This window comes from Dendrosporobacter quercicolus, from assembly GCF_900104455.1.
GTDB lineage: Bacteria > Bacillota > Negativicutes > DSM-1736 > Dendrosporobacteraceae > Dendrosporobacter > Dendrosporobacter quercicolus.
This window is the reverse complement of sequence record NZ_FNHB01000006.1, coordinates 110,470-128,314: the sequence shown is the minus strand read 5'-3', so window position 1 is coordinate 128,314 and position 17,845 is coordinate 110,470. Positions and strand designations below refer to the sequence as shown.

General features: G+C 52.7%; 17 protein-coding genes. 3 read left to right on the top strand and 14 right to left on the bottom strand.

The genetic code is table 11. The features are described from left to right. From panC to spoIIE, 8 genes are all read right to left on the bottom strand, one after another. A complete protein-coding gene (panC, locus tag BLR06_RS12465; protein ID WP_092073694.1) occupies positions 1-855 on the bottom strand; it encodes a pantoate--beta-alanine ligase in 855 nt (284 codons plus the stop codon). Between the two features lie 371 nt (positions 856-1,226). Next, on the bottom strand, positions 1,227-2,222 hold the full coding sequence (locus tag BLR06_RS12455) for an asparaginase (RefSeq protein ID WP_092073690.1): 996 nt from the start codon (positions 2,220-2,222) through the stop codon (positions 1,227-1,229). A 173-nt stretch (positions 2,223-2,395) separates the two neighbouring features. After that, on the bottom strand, positions 2,396-4,276 hold the full coding sequence (ftsH, locus tag BLR06_RS12450) for an ATP-dependent zinc metalloprotease FtsH (RefSeq protein ID WP_092073688.1): 1,881 nt from the start codon (positions 4,274-4,276) through the stop codon (positions 2,396-2,398). Positions 4,277-4,380: 104 nt separating this feature from the next. Beyond that, complete coding sequence (gene hpt / locus BLR06_RS12445; RefSeq protein WP_092073686.1) at positions 4,381-4,917, bottom strand: hypoxanthine phosphoribosyltransferase; 537 nt, start codon at positions 4,915-4,917, stop codon at positions 4,381-4,383. Further along, positions 4,910-6,304 (bottom strand): tRNA lysidine(34) synthetase TilS, encoded by a 1,395-nt coding sequence (gene tilS / locus BLR06_RS12440; RefSeq protein ID WP_092073684.1) that lies wholly within the window; start codon positions 6,302-6,304, stop codon positions 4,910-4,912. The genes hpt and tilS overlap by 8 nt, the downstream gene beginning before the upstream one ends. Continuing rightward, entirely contained in the window at positions 6,288-6,743 is a 456-nt protein-coding gene (locus BLR06_RS12435) for a threonine/serine exporter family protein (protein ID WP_092073682.1), read from the bottom strand. Before BLR06_RS12435 ends, tilS begins: the two co-directional genes overlap by 17 nt. Positions 6,744-6,775: 32 nt before the next feature. Beyond that, positions 6,776-7,540 (bottom strand): threonine/serine exporter family protein, encoded by a 765-nt coding sequence (locus tag BLR06_RS12430; protein ID WP_218039507.1) that lies wholly within the window; start codon positions 7,538-7,540, stop codon positions 6,776-6,778. Positions 7,541-7,816: 276 nt separating this feature from the next. Further along, positions 7,817-10,270, bottom strand: coding sequence for a stage II sporulation protein E (gene spoIIE, locus BLR06_RS12425; protein WP_092073680.1), 2,454 nt, complete (start codon positions 10,268-10,270; stop codon positions 7,817-7,819). 292 nt (positions 10,271-10,562) lie between these two features. Between spoIIE and BLR06_RS12420 the strand changes: the two genes are divergently transcribed. Further along, positions 10,563-11,207 (top strand): cytochrome b/b6 domain-containing protein, encoded by a 645-nt coding sequence (locus BLR06_RS12420; RefSeq protein ID WP_092073678.1) that lies wholly within the window; start codon positions 10,563-10,565, stop codon positions 11,205-11,207. Here BLR06_RS12420 and BLR06_RS12415 read toward each other — a convergent pair. Both BLR06_RS12415 and BLR06_RS12410 read right to left on the bottom strand, forming a co-directional pair. Then, entirely contained in the window at positions 11,161-12,552 is a 1,392-nt protein-coding gene (locus tag BLR06_RS12415) for a nickel-dependent hydrogenase large subunit (RefSeq protein ID WP_092073676.1), read from the bottom strand. The genes BLR06_RS12420 and BLR06_RS12415 overlap by 47 nt on opposite strands. Beyond that, on the bottom strand, positions 12,549-13,790 hold the full coding sequence (locus BLR06_RS12410) for a hydrogenase small subunit (protein WP_092073674.1): 1,242 nt from the start codon (positions 13,788-13,790) through the stop codon (positions 12,549-12,551). The genes BLR06_RS12415 and BLR06_RS12410 overlap by 4 nt, the downstream gene beginning before the upstream one ends. Positions 13,791-13,915: 125 nt before the next feature. On the opposite strand from BLR06_RS12410, the gene BLR06_RS12405 reads away from it, so the two are divergent. After that, positions 13,916-15,277: an FAD-dependent oxidoreductase gene (locus tag BLR06_RS12405; RefSeq protein ID WP_092073672.1), complete on the top strand. Its 1,362-nt coding sequence runs from the start codon at positions 13,916-13,918 to the stop codon at positions 15,275-15,277. Further along, a complete protein-coding gene (locus BLR06_RS12400; protein WP_092073670.1) occupies positions 15,277-15,558 on the top strand; it encodes a ferredoxin family protein in 282 nt (93 codons plus the stop codon). Before BLR06_RS12405 ends, BLR06_RS12400 begins: the two co-directional genes overlap by 1 nt. A gap of 142 nt (positions 15,559-15,700) precedes the next feature. On the opposite strand, the gene BLR06_RS12395 is transcribed toward BLR06_RS12400, so the two are convergent. The 4 genes from BLR06_RS12395 to BLR06_RS12380 form a co-directional block, all read right to left on the bottom strand. Next, complete coding sequence (locus tag BLR06_RS12395; protein ID WP_092073668.1) at positions 15,701-16,129, bottom strand: S1 domain-containing RNA-binding protein; 429 nt, start codon at positions 16,127-16,129, stop codon at positions 15,701-15,703. 88 nt (positions 16,130-16,217) lie between these two features. Further along, a complete protein-coding gene (locus tag BLR06_RS12390) occupies positions 16,218-16,508 on the bottom strand; it encodes an FtsB family cell division protein (protein ID WP_092073666.1) in 291 nt (96 codons plus the stop codon). A 100-nt stretch (positions 16,509-16,608) separates the two neighbouring features. Then, positions 16,609-17,106, bottom strand: a complete 498-nt coding sequence (yabQ, locus tag BLR06_RS12385) for a spore cortex biosynthesis protein YabQ (RefSeq protein WP_092073664.1) — start codon at positions 17,104-17,106, stop codon at positions 16,609-16,611. 4 nt (positions 17,107-17,110) lie between these two features. Continuing rightward, on the bottom strand, positions 17,111-17,845 hold the full coding sequence (locus BLR06_RS12380; protein WP_245698139.1) for a lytic transglycosylase domain-containing protein: 735 nt from the start codon (positions 17,843-17,845) through the stop codon (positions 17,111-17,113).

Here is a 17,845-nt window from a genome sequence, read left to right as displayed (position 1 = left end):
CTACCCCTCCCACACCATATTATCAATTAATCTGGTTTTCCCGATTCGAACCGCCAGAGCAATTAATACCGGTCCGGAGATGGCAGCGATTTCAGCTAAGCTGTCCCTGTCAACCACAGCAATATAATCAATGCTTGCCAGTGGCTCGGCCGCGATAAGCGCAGTCATTGCAGCACGAATAGCCGCAGCGCTGCGGCAGCCACCGGCCAGCAGGCGTACAGCCGCTTGCAGTGATTGATGTAGAACCAAGGCCGCCCGCCGTTCGGCGACGTTCAAAAAAACATTGCGGGAAGACAGCGCCAAACCGTCGGCCTCGCGGACCGTTGGCACCGTCACAATCGATATATTCATATTTAAATCTTCAACCATCCGCTTAATCACAGTCACTTGCTGCGCATCCTTCTGTCCGAAATAAGCGGCATCGGGTTCAACGATATGAAACAATTTATTCACAACTGTCGTTACGCCCCGGAAATGGCCGGGACGTGCTGCGCCGCATAAGACCCCGGTAATTGCAGCAACATCAACAACCGTAAGAAACCGCTTAACGCCCTGAGGATACATCTCTTCTACCGCCGGAACAAATAAAATATCGACATCGGCGCTTTCCGCCAGGACACTGTCCCGTTCCAGATCGCGCGGATAAACCGCCAAATCCTCCTTGGGTCCAAACTGCAGCGGATTGACAAAAATACTGGCAACGACCACCGCCTGTTCGACCTTGGCCCGGCGCATAAGGGACAAATGGCCCTCATGCAAATAGCCCATGGTAGGAACAAAGCCAATCGTCCCGCCCTTCTGTCTTACTTCGCGAATCATCCCTTTAACCTGATTAATCTGATGAACGATTTTCATAAAAATATCGACCTCCTAGTAAGTAATTCTAGTACAAGCCGAATTTTTAAAAAACGCCAGCCCTCCACTGTCTGACCAGTATCAATTCAATAAAAGACTTCCCTGTTTCAGCTTGGAACGACTTTGCATGATAACCGATCATCCGATTCCGTCTCAGCCTGATAGATCTAAGCGGACGCAGAGCTATTCGTATTTTGAAAATCCGGGTGCGGCTCATAGCGATGCCGCCCAGCACTGACATATTATCACCAGCTATCATAACATGTTTACCGGTAACGGGCAATCTTTAAAGTCGCCGGTAATTGTCTCTCCTTCGCATAGAAAAGAGGTGTGTTTAACTGCCCCCGGCACTTAAACACACCTCTCATTTTTTAGAACACAGTTTCAATTGTCCCAATAACATCGCCCCGGTGGTTCCTTAAAACCGGCGGATATTGGGCGGCAAGCTCGTCGTATTCAGCCTGGGTAATCAGTCCCAGACGCTTTAGCATACCAAGAATTACCGGATTAATTGCCCGGTGCCCGCCATCCTCTATTTTGAAGGTTATGCCAATTCCGGCCGCTACCGAAGCCAGGCAGTAAACAGCCTCAGCCCCAACTTTGGCCAGAATCCGGCCTTTGGTCAGCTGCATCAGTACGGTGTCAACCCGGCCGGTACCGGCGACAACCTGCGGATAACCCAGCATTGCATCCCTGATGGCGGTAACCGCCTGTTCGTTTTCGCCCCAGCCGGCCTGCTCCGGCAATGCCAGGCGGGCATAGGCCAGCGCCATATTGGCTAAAGGCAGGTAAAAGACGGGTACACCACAGCCATCAATGCCAATATCAACCTGCTGAACAGTCAGGCCGGCGCTTTGGGCAACCGACCGGTGCATGATTTGTTGAACCTCGTGCTCCGGCTCGGTATAACCCGCCACCGGCAAATTGAGCAGCCGGCATAAAGCCAGCATTCCGGCATGCTTGCCGGAGCAGGGATTATGCACAGCCTGCGGTTTTAGACCAAGCTTTACCAATTCCCGTGACGTCCGCCCATCCATGGGGCGGACAGCGCCGCAAGCCAGAGCATCAACGGTTAGCCCGACTTTCGCCAGAATTTGTTTTACCAATTCCACATGCCGGGGTTCGCCGCTGTGAGAAGATACCATAACGGCCAGTTCCTCTTCCTTGATACCGTATTTTTCCAATCCACCTTGCCGTACAAAAGGAAGAATCTGGAATGGCTTGGCGGCGGATCGCCAAAACATCGGCTTCTCAGCATTGCCAACACAATCAATTACTTTACCGGTTACATCTACAGCCACAATATCGCCCCGGTGGATACTTTCCACTCTGCCCGCCCGGGTATAATGCAACAAGATTTCACTCATTTGGTTTTCCTCCCGTCCCATACAATAAAAAACAAATGGCCCAGCCAGCGCTCCTGACAGTGCGTTTAGGCGGTACGCTAATACAGCATCAACCCTAAGCCGGAGGGCTGACGGGCTTCCCGCCCCGCCGCCGCACAGTTTAAGGCTGACGCTGTAACAGTTGCCGTGACTAACTAGTTACGACTGATATAAACAATTCTAGGTCCCTCGCCATCGCTCTGGACAGGCTGCCCGCTGTCGGCGATTTCGGCCTTCTTTGCAATGGCTCCTTCTTTCATCAGCTGTTCCAGTTCCTCAGCTTCCAGCGTTTCCCGTTCAATCAGAGTATTGGCCAGCAGATGCAGTTTATCAATATTTTCTTTCAGCATTGTCCGGCACTCATCATATGCGGTTTCGATCAATTTGCGAACTTCCTTGTCAATGGCATACGCCACTTCTTCGCTGTAATTTCGATCCCGGGAAATATCCCGTCCTAAAAACACCTGCTGATCCTGACGCCGGCCGAAAGTAATCGGCCCCAGGGCTTCACTCATGCCATACTCGGTAATCATTTTACGGACCAAATCGGTCGCCCGCTCCAAATCATTTTGCGCGCCGGTGCTAATTTCAGCCAGCACCACCTCTTCAGCCACCCGGCCGCCCAGAAGCGTTTTAAGCTGATCGAGCAGTTCCGATCTTGTGGCGTAATAACGGTCCTCTTTCGGCAGCATCAGGGTGTAACCGCCGGCCCGGCCTCTGGGTATGATGGATACTTTGTGTACCGGGTCGGTATGCGGCAACAACATGCCGATCAGGGCATGGCCTGCTTCATGATAAGCAGTCAGCCTCTTTTCCCTGTTGCTGATCACCTTGCTTTTACGTTCCGGTCCCGCAACTACCCGTTCAATTGATTCTTCCAGTTCGGGCATCTCGATACGCTTTTTATTGCGGCGGGCCGCCAGCAACGCCGCCTCATTAATCAGGTTGCTAAGATCAGCTCCTGTAAACCCCGGTGTACGCCGGGCCAAGACTTCCAGATTCGCCTCTTTGTCCACAGGCTTGCCCTTGGTGTGAACTTTAAGAATTTCCGCGCGGCCTTTAACATCCGGCTTATCAACAACAATCTGCCGGTCAAAACGCCCCGGCCGCAATAAAGCGGGATCAAGAATGTCAGGACGGTTGGTGGCGGCAATGATAATAATCCCTTCATTGGCGGCGAACCCATCCATCTCCACCAGCAGCTGGTTTAAGGTCTGCTCGCGTTCATCGTGGCCGCCGCCCAGTCCGGCTCCGCGCTGACGGCCAACAGCATCAATCTCATCAATAAATACAATACACGGCGCATTTTTCTTGGCCTGCTCAAAGAGATCCCGGACCCTTGACGCCCCAACGCCGACAAACATTTCCACAAAGTCGGAACCGCTGATACTAAAGAAAGGTACGCCGGCCTCACCGGCTACGGCTTTTGCCAGGAGGGTCTTGCCGGTACCGGGAGGACCAAACAATAATACGCCCTTGGGAATCCGGGCGCCCAAATCGTTAAACTTCTTCGGATGCTTGAGAAACTCGACAACCTCCTGTAATTCCTGTTTTGCTTCATCAGCACCGGCCACATCGGTAAAGGTTATTTTGATTTTCTCTTCACTGTGCAGCTTCGCCCGGCTTTTGCCGAAAGACATCACCCGGTTGCCGCCGCCCTGCGTTTGCTGCATGATAAAAAACCAAACCCCGATCAACAGCAGGATTGGTAAAATTGACGAAAAAATCGTTGTCCACCAAGGCGGTTGCGGTGGCTGCTCAGCTTTAATATTAACATTTTTTTCGCGCAGCGTATTAATGAGAGTAGGATCGTTTGGTGTAATTGTGGTAAACTCCGTACCATCTTTAAGCCAACCGCGAATTGAATTTTCAACAATCGTTACCCGCTCCACCTTCTGTTCATCCATTTGCTGTAAGAACTGCGTATAGGTTATTTCTTGCTTATTGGTTGTGCGTGTTGAATAGTAGTCAATAATAGAAATGGCGATAATGATAATAAGCAAATAGAAACTCACATTACGGAAAAATTTGTTCAACAAGTAGCCCTCCTCTCACTAGATCACATAACACCAGAATGTTCTCCATAGAAAAATATTATAACACCAAATCTAAGAATTAACAATCAAGGTACTAGGCTGATTTATTTATATACTTCCGGTTTCAGTATGCCAATAAATGGTAAATTGCGATATTTCTCCGCAAAATCCAGTCCATAGCCAACGACAAAATAATCAGGAACAGTAAAACCATTGTAATCAATCTGCACCTCGGCCTTGCGGCGTTCGGGCTTATTCAGTAAAGTGCAAAGCTTTATGCTGGCCGGTTTGCGCGATTTGAGATTTTCCAGTAAATACGTAAGAGTCAGGCCTGAATCAATAATATCCTCAACAATCAGCAGATGGCGGCCCTCAATATTCTCGTCAAGATCCTTTAAGATTCTCACTACACCGCTGGAATCCGTCCCGGCGCCGTAACTTGATACCGCCATAAAGTCAATCGCAACCGGAACCTTTATAGCTCTGGTCAGATCGGCCATAAATACCACTGCGCCGCGCAGTACGCCAATGGCTAGAATTTCCTTTCCCGCATAATCGGCGGTAATCTGCGCGCCTAACTCTTTGATGCGTTCCGCCAGTTGCGCCTCGCTAATTAATATTCGTTCCACATCGTTAATCATGATGTTCCTCCCCCGTACATAAACTAAGCTGTAAAAATTGCTGAGTATCCACCGGGATACCGCCCCGTTCAGCCTGACGGTATCCGCCTACCCACAGAATGCCTTTTCCATCATAAATGATTGGGGTAATCGCCCTTTTTTCACGCGGAATTTTAGCATCAATAAAAAAATCCTTGACTTTCTTACTGCCGTTAAACCCCTTCGGCCGAAACCGGTCTCCGTCCCTTCTGGTACGGATGTAAAGCGGCGGTTCCAGCTCCGACCATGCAAAAACCGCCGAAGCCGGCGGCAGCTTTTCCGGTACGGCAGTACACAGTTCAGCCACAATGGTCAAATGAAGCTCAGGCACATAAGTTTTACCAGGCAGATTCAGCCGGCGCGCTGCAACCGGCGGCGATAGCTCCGGTTCAGCTTGGCGGTATACCTCCACCTCGTCATACCCGGCCCTGGCCCGCAGGCGGCCGGGTAATTCCAGCACACTGCCCGTTCTTCCCGTTAAAGCCATTTCTATCAACTTTTCCACATGTACAAATGTAATTCCTCTTGAGCTGCCCTGTTTTTTTTCAATAGCCAGCCGGATGATTTCCCGTTGCTGGGCAATATGCAGGCCGGCCAATCCGGAACGCCTGACAAAAAAACGGTCCTGCTCTTCCCGGACAATCTGCGGCCAGACATCCACCAGCGTTTGCCGGATAAAGTCAAGCTCGCCGCCAATAAGCTCAGCCGTCCGGCATAAAGTTTCCTTAATCGCCTGGTTGTAGTTTTGCTCCAATTCAGGCAGTAAATTCAGCCTGATCCGGTTGCGAAGATAATCAGTTTTAAAATTGGAACTGTCCTGGCGGGGAATCAAGCCCTGGTTTTGACAATATTGTTCGATTTCGGCCCGGCTGATCCCCAAAAGCGGCCGGATAATTCCCGCATGATACGGTTTCATACCGCTTAGGCCGGTACTGCCGGCCCCGCGCAATAAGTTGATTAAGATCGTTTCCGCCTGGTCATCCCGATGATGCCCGGTTGCAATTTTAGCCTGGCCGATCCCGAGTGCAGTCTGCCGCAAGTACTCATACCGCAGTTTTCTGGCCGCATCCTGGAGCGACCTGCCCGTTTCGGCAATATAGCCAGGCACATCGACCGCCGTCCGGTAACACGCCAGATTGAGCTGCCGGCAGAATTTAGCCACAAACTCGGCATCAGCCTCGGAATCCTCGCCGCGCAGCATATGATCGACATGGGCGACAGCCAGTCTTATCTTGTATTTTGAGCGCAGTCGAACCAAGCTATGCACCAAAGCCAGCGAATCCGGCCCGCCGGAACACGCCGCCAGGACAAAATCACCGGAATTGAGCAACTCATACCGGTTAATCCAGCTTTCAATCTTTTCCAGCATTATGCATCTTTCTCTCTGTGTTATAGTTTATCAACAAGCGATATATTGTAGAACTGATAAAAATGCCGAAGGCAATCGCACCGGCGGTCAACACGGTCCGCATAAACATCGATACGCCTTCAACATAATGGCCTTCTACCATATACAGCATTGTCGTATAGGCTTCGCCGCCCGGCACCAGAGGGATAAAGCCCGGAATAATAAAAACAGCGGCTGGCTGTTTCAGCCGCCGGGCCAGAGTTTCAGCGCCAAGGCCGATTATTACGCTTCCCGCAAAATTAGCCATAATCAAGCTGCCGCCAATGCTTTTGATCAGCATGACAGTCAGCCAGGCCGCAACCCCCACCAGGCTGGCCGCTGCGACCAGCCGGCCGGGAATACGATATAATACCCCGAACGCCGCCGACATAAAAAAAACGGCCACCATTTTTAAAACCATAGCAATTACCTCATACCTCTCCGCCAACCGGGTTACCACGTATGAGTAGCCAGGACAAGAACCACGCCCATTGCCACTGCACCGGCCGTTAAAGCAGCTTCCATGCCCCTGGATATACCGCTCAGCAAATCACCGGCCATGACATCGCGTATGGCATTAGTAATTGCCATTCCAGGCACCAGCGGCATAATTCCGCCGATGATGACTGCATCCCGCCCCAGGAACGGCCAAAGCTTATAAAACAAAACTCCGCTCAGCGCAGCGGTCATCCCGCCCAGAAATTCATAAGTAACCTGAACGCCATGCAGCCTTGACACAACGTGGGCGATATAGCGCACCAGCGCAGCCGCTGCAAAAGCAGCCAGCATCTCATAAACGCCGCCATTTTGCAGGATTGCCGTACTGCCGCCCACCAGCCCGGAGGCAATCATCGACGGTCCCAGGGAAAACCCGGTGCGTTCCCTGGCAATCCGCTTTAATGCCAGCGCCGCGTCCCGGCAGGTTATTCGCCGTTCGGCCAGCCGGCGGGACAATGCGTTGATTTTGGCTACCCTGTCAAGATTTATGGTCCGGTTTCTTACCCGCCGCATCGTCGTTGCCGAACGTCCCGCCGCATCAGTGACCGTTAAAAAAACACCGGTAGGAATGACAAAGCTTTCAACATTGACGGCGCCGCACGCTTTGGCGATATGGATCATCGTTTCTTCCACCCGGTAAGTCTCAGCTCCGTTTTTTAATAGAATCTCCCCGGCCAAAACCGCCGTGTCCAGCATTCCCTCCAGGTGAGCTTCCACCATATCACCTCTCACACAGCATATATTTATTAAAGGTTCTCCCTGACCGCCGCAATTCCTCCTATCCCCTGCAATGATAACTTAGCCTTAAGACTTTTTATTTATACCACATTTTTCAAACAATTCATACCTTCTGCTGCCGTAATTCAGTCAAACAAGGATGTTTTGCCGGAAATTTTTCCACCGGCGAGGCGAAGGAGCCGTCACAGCTCGAATCTGTTGGGCGATGTCAACGAAGCAGGATGGACAAGCCGGCGAAAGGGCAAAAAAAGAACTGCCTTACGGCAGTTCGGACCTGTCGGTTATTCGGGCAACCACCACGCTCATGTCATCTCGGACCGTGTTGCCGGACAAAGCCACTGCCTCCTGCAAAATCCGGTCAGCCAGTTCCTGGGGATCAATAGTGCCTGTTCTTCGCAAAAAGTTTGCCACCCAGTTTTCTTTGCCGGCGGCAGGCTGCTGCGCATCGGCAATGCCGTCACTCACCATGACCACAACATCGCCGCCGACCAGCGTCGCTTTTACCGGTTCAATTTCCAGATGGTTTACAATTCCCATAGGCAGCGAAACCGACGTAATTGTGCTGACTTCCCGCACTCTTTTTACAAAACTGGGCGCTGAACCAACTTTAAGAAACTCTGCTTTGCCTGAATAGGTATCAATGACTGCAATGTCAATCGTGGCAAAGGTTTCCTCCGGATTACGAAGCAGCAGCATGGAATTTACCGTTCTGACCGCTACATCAACCTCGAACCCCGACGCCAGCAGCTTTTCCAGAAAACCGACCGCCATAGCGCTCTGGCCGGCGGCTTTAGCGCCACTGCCCATGCCGTCGCTGAGCATCAATGCTATTCTGCCTTTGTTTAACGGGACCACCGCACAGGTATCGCCGCAGATATCCTGACTCTCTTTAGCGGTTCTGGCGACTCCGCTTTCCACTGCAAACCGTTTGGCTGTCTGGATATTCAGCCGGCACTTTTCCTGCCTGGCCTTGTTGCCGCATGCAGCCTGCAGCGTCATTTTTTCCTGCATCATACCGGCGGCAAGAGGCAGTATGGTATTCACGCACTCCCTGGTCCCACTGCAGGGCTGTTTGCAGACCTCAATCATCCCGCTTCCCGGAGCGCCGGTAATCCGTACCTGATCCAAACGGCAGTCGATCATTGCTGCCTTGGTTTTAAACGCAGCCGCCAGTTCCCGGTCCGAAAGCGGTTCTTTGGTCATTTCCTGCACTAAGTTGGTAATGATGCTGCTGGTGGCCTTCATTTGTTCGGTAACTAACTGGCGGTGGTCAATCATTCGTTTCTGCCAATAGGAGCCGGCTTTATTTTTCTCAATTACGGCATTGACAACTTCGGTCAAAGCTTTCCGCCGTACGCAGTTCTCCCTGAGTCCGCCAGGCATGCCGTCAACCGTCAGCTTCGTATGCTCGGCTTGTCCCAGCATATCCAGCACGGCCTGATAAGTACGGTAAAAATCCTGCTCCCAGCATCTGGCCCGCCGGTCGCACTTCTCACATACCTTTTCGCCAACCGCGGTCAGCACCCTGGCCAGTTCCTCATCCCGGATTCTGGCCTGATTTTGGGCCACGATCATACCAAACGCCCCGGCCAGTTCATCAAACATCCCGGCGATACGGTTCATTTTGACCACAGCTTCATCGACCTGCGCGCCAGTACCTGCATCCGCTGCGCGGGCGGCGGCGTTGTCCCGGAGTAGAATCAGTCTTCCGGCCGGAATAAACAAAAACAATGCCGCCGCCAGGACAGTCTCAACCAGCGCCTGCATCAGCAGATTGATTTGCGTAAAACATAGATTAATCGCAACGCTGCCCAAAATGAAACCTAAAATGACAGCATATTTCCCCCAGGACTTGAAAGCTCCTCCGGCAGCGCCGGCGCCGGCATATAAGGATATGGCCAGCGGTACATTGCCGTCATGCAGCCCGGACACAAAACCAACCGCTACCCCGGCCGCAGCGCCAAGCCCGGCGCCGCCTCCCAGAGCAAGCAGCAATACCAGCACACTGCCGGCAATGTTGCGCAAACTGTATTCAAAGATTGTTGCCCCGCCAAAGCCCGCAACAGCCAGGGCCAAAACAACCATCAGGCAAACCAGGCCTTCACTGGCCGCCTGCAGACAAGCTGCGGCAATCTTTTTCCGGCTGACCATTAACGGCACGCCATACATAAACAGATAAGAGGCAATCAAACATATGGCGGCATTGAATAACACCGTCACACTGTGATAAAGCGTCCCTTGTTCAAGATAATTCAGCAGCAAACCGCCGCTCATGACTGCGCAAAACATCAATAACGGTACTGCCAGCATTTTGCGGTGCAGGCGCGTAATTTTGTTCCGCCAGCGCAAATACAGCGCTACAGCCCATAGATATACCCCGGCTTCGCCAAACTGGCCGGTACTTAATACCCCGGCAATGGCCCAGACCGCTACAATGGACGCCCGCTCGCGCGCAACCTGGGCGACAGCGGCAAACAGCGCCAGTCCGAAAGGGGACATTTCCCCCAGAATAGTCAGACGGCTGAGCAGCAGCGCCAGTACATTAAGCGGCAAATACTCCCAGTAAAATACCGGCGCGATGAAGCCGTGCAATTTAAGCAGGGCCTTTCTCCAGGCCAGTTTCCGACGCTGCGGTTTAGGACCGGCCGCCGGCGGCTGCTTAGGCCCGTGAAAAACCTGTTCCGGCATAGTTACAACAGTTACTTTCGGCATAGTATTCACCCCTAACCAATAGCCTTAACGTACAATATATGTGCTATTAATTGTACCTATACCGGTAAGCAAATATTTGTCTTAACAAGTCAGCCCAAAATAAAAAAAAACTGACATTACCCGGCTTTATCATACAAAAAAACTCTTGATTTACCGGCTGAGACAGCCATTGCCTGCGGCGGGTCAACGCGGTTGTGTCGAAACAGGCGTTTAATTAACCGGTCGGCGGGGAATTTTATGACAAAGAGTACCAACGGCCTGCTGCTCTTACTATAACAAGGGAGAGAAAAAAATGAAATTGCTTGTTCACCCTCTGCCGGTACGAATATGCCACTGGACGCTGGCAGCCGCTGTAACCGTTCTGCTGTTGACCGGCCTATACCTGAACAGCCCGGCTGAAACAATACAGCTGAAAGCGGGGCTTGTCCGGAAACTGCATTCGTTCTGCGGCGCTATACTGATCGCGAACCTGACCGTCCAAATCTATTACTATTTCCTTACCGCTAAATGGCCGGAAATCCTGTTCCTGCGGCGGGATTTCGCCAACCTCCCCAGCCTCGCCCGGTATCTGCTGTTCATCACCGACGGCATGCCCAATTACGGCCGCTACAACCCCGGACAAAAACTGCTCTACAGTGCCTGGCTGCTGGGTATCCTATGCGCCGCCGCTACCGGCGCCGCCCTGTTTTTCCCGTCTGACGCCATTGGATTCCAACGATTGCTGGGCGGCCTGAACGCCATCCGCCTGATGCACTTTAGCGTTGCCCTGCTCTTTGCCGCCTCTATTCCGGTCCACCTTTATCTGGTGTTTACTGAAAGTCCGGCCAGGCTCCAATCAATGTTTACCGGTTATGTAAATTCCGAACCAGCGGCAGGCCTGACGGAATTTACTACCGGCTTGCCTCCGGCGCCGCCAGAAGATGAACCGCACAGGTAAAACAGGGATCATAGGACCGGATGACCCGGCCTACTTCAATTAAGCTGTCGGTATTGGCCACCGGGGTGCCAATCAGCGCCTGTTCCACCGGCCCCCGTAAGCCGCGGTCATCCCGCGGGGAAAAATTCCAGGCTGTCGGTGTAACCACCTGATAATGGCTAAGCCTGCCTTTGCGGACGCTGATCCAGTGCCCCAGCGGTCCGCGCATCGCATCAGTTAAACCGGCGCCGTCACCATCCGGCGGCGGAGTGAACGGCCGGATGGCCGGTCCGTCAGGCGTTAGCTGCTGCAGCCAGCCGGCAGCCAGCTTACAAATTTTTTGCGTTTCTTGGGCTCTGGCCACCAGCCGGTCCATCACCGATATGCCCCGCCGGTAATCACCGTTAATCCAGCCCCGGGCCAATGGACCACCTTCAAAGCACCGGCCTTCATAGCGAGGCGCTTTCACCCAGGAATAAGCTTCCGGCTTATCACGGTCAGGGACGGTCCGGCCAGCGGACGGGGGCAGATTGCCGGTTTGATCCCGGTACCAGCTGTAGCGGATTTCTTCACCAATTTGATTGACGTCCAGCGGGCCGGCCTGGCCGCCTTCAATCACAACGCCAGGGGCAAATTGATACTTACCGGTAACCGGCTGGACAAACAGACCATAGGACAGCATATTGCCATAACCGGCCCCGATCTGGTAATAGTCCGGATAATACTCGGCAATTGTCATTACATCAGCCAGATAGACCGAATCAACCCACTCGCTGATTTCTTTCAGGATTGCGCCGTAAGCGGTGATTCTGTCGGCGGTCGCCCGTTCGGTCACCCCGCTAATCATGATTGACTGGGCCATTGGCGCCTTGGCCCCGAACAGGGCCATCATCTCATGAGCCCGCGCCGCTTTGGGGATTGACTCCCGGTAGTGGAGCATTAATTCATCATTCAATTTTCCGGGCAGCCGGTAATCGCCCTGGAGCCGGGGCGTGAAGGGCGGCTTATCCGGCCCTTTTACATAATCCAAAAGAGCCAGAATATAAAAATGGCGCAGATGGTTTTGAATGATATCAGCAGCAAAGATCAGGTTGGTAAGCTGCTGCCCGTTGGGCGGCGGTTCAACCCTGTAGGCCTGCTGCAAGGCATAGGCCGCAGCCACGGCATGGGCGGTCGAACAGATGCCGCAGATCCGCTGCGTGAATAACGCGGCATCCTGCGGGTCGCGGCCCTGCATCATGGCCTCAAAACCGCGGAACAGGGTTGCGCCGATCCAGGCGTCAACCACTTGGCCGTTTTGTACATCCACCTCCACTTTCAGCGGCTCATGGACGCGGGTCATGGGAAATATTGTTTTTATTGTCATTCGGTTTCATCCTTCTTCGGAGCTTGGGGTTGCAAAAAGCCACTTATTTTCTTCAACAGCCGTTTCTTGTTCCGGCGCTTACCCGGCCGGGCCAGCTTTTTGGCCTCAGCCAGCAAGGACTGCTGCCGTTTAATCAAATCATCAAGCTCTTGCTTAACCTGCTCCAGATTCTCCGGCGGCAGGGGTTGTTCCGGTTTTGTCCCCTTAAGGTAATGCCGATGAATGCGGCGGGCAAATATACTGGCCGCCAAATGGGTAACAACACCGCCTGCGCCGGCAGCTGCCAGGGCTGCACCAATTTTTTTCACATTCAGGGGCATCAGGCCGGCCTGCAGTTCCGGGAGATGATGAAAAAACGGCATCAGTCCGTCCGGAAACTGCGGGCTCGCGCAGCCAATGCACGGCGCTCCGGCTTTCACCGGCCAATTGACATAATGATTCCATTGCCGGAGCGGGCAGTCGGCATGGGTCACCGGACCTTTACAGCCGACCTTATATAAACAGCCGGCCTCACCGGGGTATCGGGCGAAAACCCCGTCCTCATATTGCTGCCGCCGCTGGCATAAATCATGAATGGTTTGGCCGAAAAACATCACCGGCCGCTGATAGCTGTCCAGTTCAGGCCGGCCATACAGCAGCAGATGTCCCAAAGTGCCGCTCATCCAGTCAGGATGAGCCGGACAGCCGGGAATGTTGATGACCGGCTGCCGGATGACCTCCCACACCCCTTTGGCTCCGCACGGGTTGGGATGAGCGGCGGCCGGACCGCCAAAACAGGCGCAGTCGCCAACCGCAATAATATGTTTCGCCTGCGGGGCAATTTCCTGCAAAGCCGCCAGTCCGGTAACCGTTTTCCCGTCCCGGATAAACAACTCGTTATACCGGCCGTTGTCCGCAGTCATTACCGCCCCCTCCACAATCAGCCAAAATTGGCCCTGCTCCTGTTTGACCGTATCCAGCATTGCCTGCACACTGGCTGCTCCCTGCTCGGCGCACAGCAGCCAGTGATAGCGCAAATCCAGCATATCAAACAATAACTGATCGATTGACGGATTAAAGGCATTCTCCAGCGACACCGAATTGCCGGTGCAGGAGCCCAGTTCCAGCCAGATTACCGGCGGCCGCACTGCCTGGCTTGTTGCAAAAGCCTGCTGGATGAACGGCGCAATCCGGTCGGTAAGACTAAAGGAAACTGCTGTCGACATACATAACTTAATAAAATCGCGTCGCGTAATCATGAAATTTAATTCCTTTCATTCACTGCCGCTATTTTTTAAAATCCCCAAAATTGGTAATGTTATGTACCGCTCGCAACGAGTATGAACAACCATGTTGGTAAACACTATACTCCAGGTGATGAACTATGCTGAACCATTGGTACCGGTTTAAAAAACCGCTCAAAATAATTAAAAAACCGTCAGGCAAACCGGCAGTCCAGCCTAAATATGACGCAATCGTCGTTGGCGCCGGGCCGGGCGGAGCCACAGCCGCCTACTTCATGGCCAGGGAAGGCCTTAATGTACTATTGCTCGAACGCGGCCCCTGGCCGGGCGCCAAAAACTGCGGCGGGGCTTCGCTTATTGCCGAACACACCCATAAGCTTTTTCCCGACTTCTGGAATGAATGCGAATGCGAGCGCGTGGTAACGCAGCAGGCTTACTGGTGCATGACCGAGGATGCGGTACTGTCGGGCTCATTTCACAGTATGAAACTGGCCGCAGCCCCGTATAACCGGTTTACCGTCAAACGCCGTAATTTGTACCGCTGGCTATGCGATAAAGCGGTTAACGCCGGCGCCACCCTGAAATTCAACCACCAAGTGGAAACAGTGTTATTTGAAGGAGAACAGGCGATCGGCGTCCGTCTTGCACTGCCGCAGGCCGACTGCTTTGAAGCGGATATCGTTATCCTGGCCGACGGCGCTAATTCCCTGGTTGCTGAACGCTCCGGCCTGACGCCCAGGCTGTCGCCGCTTAATTTGTCGCTTTATGTAAAAGAAACAATCGCCCTGCCGGCCAAAATAATTGAGGATCGCTTTAATCTGCCGCCGGGCCAGGGCGCAATTATCGGTTTAATCGGTTATCCAACAGCCGGTTTAAACGGTACAGGATCTATCCATACGTTTAAGGACAGCCTCAATATCAATATTGGCATGTCTGTCGCTAATTTTGCCAGATCCGGCATCAGACCATACCAGTTGCTGGACCGGCTTAAACAGCATCCCTTTATCAAATCCCTGCTTGACGGAAGTGAAACAATAGAATACGGCAGCGCAGTCATTCCCGAAGGCGGCTACCAGGCAGTCCCCAGGCTGGTACACCCGGGTCTGGTTATCATCGGCGACGCCGCTTCACTGGTCAATGGCACCCACGGCTTCAACCTGGCGATGTGGTCAGGGTTCTTTGCCGCCAAGGCTGCCTGCCAGGCCAGGCTCAGCCGTGATTTTTCCACTGCCAAACTGTCACTGTACCGTACCTTGCTGGAGGAAAGCTTTGTCCTGCAGGATTTAAAAGCCAATGCCGGTCTGGCCGGCCTTGAACGCCGCCTGCCTTACCTGTTTAATTTATACAGTCGTATAACCAACGAAACAGCCTATCAGGTTTCCAAAGTATATACCATGCCGAAACAGGCCAAACGAAAATTTATTTTTAAAAAAATTACCAGCATGCAGCCGCTGCTCAAAATGGCAGGTGATGCCTGGAATATTTTTAAGGCGGTTCGCTGATGAACAAGCTTGATTACTGGCTGGGACTATTGCATTTCACCCCTGATGAACAGCATCAGCACATTTGCATCGCCGACCCGGCGCTGTGTCAGGACTGCCGGGACAAGCCCTGCCTTACCTTCTGCCCGGTCGGTGTGTTTTCCGGCGGACAGACCGACAGCCAGCCGGTGGCCGTATGCTATCGCCAGTGCCTGGAGTGCGGCGCCTGCCGGCTGATCTGCCCAAACATCGATTTTTCTTACCCCCGGAACGGCTGCGGCGTGGAATTCCGCGAGGGTTGAGCGTCAATCGGACGAATGACAAACACCCAAAAAGATTGCCGGTTATTGTTAAACAATAACCGGCAATCTTTTTGGGTGTTAAGTCCCGCCGGGGAATGGCGATTTGTTCAGCATCAGGACATTTCTTAGCAGGCTGTTCAGCTTACTCAGCCCGGCGGGCGCCGCCGCGTCCGCCGCGTTTGGAATCGGTGTTTTTCTTCAAATCAGACAGACGTTCATCACTATCTTTCAGAAACTTGTTCAGTTTATCCTCGAAAGTAACGCTGTTGAAACGATTAGGACGCCGATGGTCGTTGGCGTGCGTTCGCCTTGGTGGTGGTGCGGAGTTAGAACTAGCTTGTTGAAGCTGCTTAATGGACAATCCAATTTTCCCGCGTTCATCAACTGATAATACCTTTACTTTGACTTTATCCTGTTCCTTAAGAAAATCTTTTACATCGCGGACATAAACGTCAGCAACTTCCGAAATATGAATAAGACCTACTTTTCCTCCCGGCAGCTCGACAAATGCACCAAAATTTGTGATTCCGGTTACAACGCCCTCTACCACACTGCCAACTTCGATGGACATACTAATCAAATTTCCTCCTTAAAAAATCATGGTTTTGCAAACATATTATACTCTTGCCCTGTAAAACGTGTCAAGAAATAGACCCAACTTAATTTTTATCTGCCGGCATATAAAGAGTTTCGCCCGGTTTGGCCAGCCCCAGTTCTTCCCTGGCCAGTTTTTCAATATAGGCGCGGTCATTCAGCCGCTTTCGTTCCTCGGTCAGACTGGCATTAACCTCACGGGCCTGTTCCAGTTGCAGCTTAATCATTGTCTGTTCCTGCTGAATAGCGCTTAATTGGTTGTACTGGTTAACGCCGGCGTAGATTAAATAAGCAGATAACGTTACAACAATCAAACGGAACCATTTAACCCGGAACGTACGTCGCCGTTGCATCATCACACCGCCTAATACTTTAATGTGCTGTTCTAGTTCGTCAGCCTGACTGTTATTTCCTCTTTTTTCAGAAAAAAAGAGGATTTAGCCAATAAATACCCGGCTATTTAGGCGGGACATCCTGATTGGGCGGCCGCCGCAGTCTGGCCCGGAGCCAGCCGGCCAGCCGCCGCCGGACTGCGGCCGTTCTTCCTGCTCCATAAACAAACGGCCTGCAGGCGAAGCCGGCGCAGTAAACAACCGGTTGAACAATGAGTTTTACCGCCAGCGCCTTGAACCAGGTAATGGTCAGCAGCAGCAGGCGAATGGAACGAATGAGGGCAAACAGCACATAACGGCTGAGTAACCGGAAATACAGGAGGGCTCCGCCGGCCAGTCCGATAAAGATATAAAAGCGCAACTCCCCCCAGTTGCTGATCAACAGAGCGCTAAAGGCCAGAAAAATCGCCAGCAGCCAGTATAGCAAATCAAATACATACGTAATGGCGGAGCGGGGCTTGAAAATACCGCGCAGCACCCGGTAAAAGTCAAAAATAACGCTCAACAGCGCCCCAAGAACCAAAGTGGTCAAAAAAGTTGCGGCCTGGCCGGTAAAATCCATCTTATCACCTCCACCGCCACGAACCTGCCGACCGGTACAAACGCCGGCCTGCCAAAACCGCCAGCCCCACAGTTATCACCGTCAGCCAGCCTAAACCAGCCTGTATTGACTCCCACTGGCCGGCATAGCCGCTGTCAGCAGGCAAACCCTTGCCTACGGTTTGATACCAATAGCCAATAACCCGCTGAACATAGCTTTGGGTTTCCTCATACGGCGGTATGCCGCCATAAGCTTCGACAGCCCCCGGACCGGCGTTATAAGCCGCCAGGGCCAGTACCATGTCCCCTGCAAACTGTTGGTTAAGCTGTCCCAGATAGGCGGTTCCAATGCGGGTATTAAGCTCCGGGTTATAATAGCATTCTACTGTGCAGTCGCCGGCATGCCGGCTGCTGCACACCTTTAATTGCTGATTGACCTGACGCCAGGTCCCGGGTATTACCTGCATTAAACCATACGCGCCGCTGGGTGATAAGGCCCGCGGCTGAAAAGAACTCTCCGCTTGCATGACTGCGGCGACAATTGCCGGGCTGACCCCTTGCTCCCGGGCATAGCGGTTAATATATTCGGCATAGGGAGTTTTTTCGTCAACTTCCCGCATCTCCCTGACCCCGGCGTTAAAGTTTCGCCAAACGCTGCTGCGATAAAGATTGACGGCGATACCGGCTAAACCATAGGCAATGATTTCAACCGCCAGAAGGATTAACAATGCATACCATACCGACAGCCAGCGGCTCCGCAC

Coding starts and splice junctions, on each gene's coding strand:
- BLR06_RS12435 (WP_092073682.1), bottom strand. CDS start 6,743: ATGGTTTTAAAAATGGTGGCCGTTTTTTTTATGTCGGCGGCGTTCGGG.
- BLR06_RS12415 (WP_092073676.1), bottom strand. CDS start 12,552: ATGACAATAAAAACAATATTTCCCATGACCCGCGTCCATGAGCCGCTG.
- yabQ (WP_092073664.1), bottom strand. CDS start 17,106: ATGGATTTTACCGGCCAGGCCGCAACTTTTTTGACCACTTTGGTTCTT.
- panC (WP_092073694.1), bottom strand. CDS start 855: ATGAAAATCGTTCATCAGATTAATCAGGTTAAAGGGATGATTCGCGAA.
- BLR06_RS12395 (WP_092073668.1), bottom strand. CDS start 16,129: ATGTCCATCGAAGTTGGCAGTGTGGTAGAGGGCGTTGTAACCGGAATC.
- BLR06_RS12455 (WP_092073690.1), bottom strand. CDS start 2,222: ATGAGTGAAATCTTGTTGCATTATACCCGGGCGGGCAGAGTGGAAAGT.
- BLR06_RS12430 (WP_218039507.1), bottom strand. CDS start 7,540: ATGGTGGAAGCTCACCTGGAGGGAATGCTGGACACGGCGGTTTTGGCC.
- BLR06_RS12400 (WP_092073670.1), top strand. CDS start 15,277: ATGAACAAGCTTGATTACTGGCTGGGACTATTGCATTTCACCCCTGAT.
- tilS (WP_092073684.1), bottom strand. CDS start 6,304: ATGCTGGAAAAGATTGAAAGCTGGATTAACCGGTATGAGTTGCTCAAT.
- BLR06_RS12405 (WP_092073672.1), top strand. CDS start 13,916: ATGCTGAACCATTGGTACCGGTTTAAAAAACCGCTCAAAATAATTAAA.
- hpt (WP_092073686.1), bottom strand. CDS start 4,917: ATGATTAACGATGTGGAACGAATATTAATTAGCGAGGCGCAACTGGCG.
- BLR06_RS12410 (WP_092073674.1), bottom strand. CDS start 13,790: ATGATTACGCGACGCGATTTTATTAAGTTATGTATGTCGACAGCAGTT.
- spoIIE (WP_092073680.1), bottom strand. CDS start 10,270: ATGCCGAAAGTAACTGTTGTAACTATGCCGGAACAGGTTTTTCACGGG.
- BLR06_RS12420 (WP_092073678.1), top strand. CDS start 10,563: ATGAAATTGCTTGTTCACCCTCTGCCGGTACGAATATGCCACTGGACG.
- BLR06_RS12390 (WP_092073666.1), bottom strand. CDS start 16,508: ATGATGCAACGGCGACGTACGTTCCGGGTTAAATGGTTCCGTTTGATT.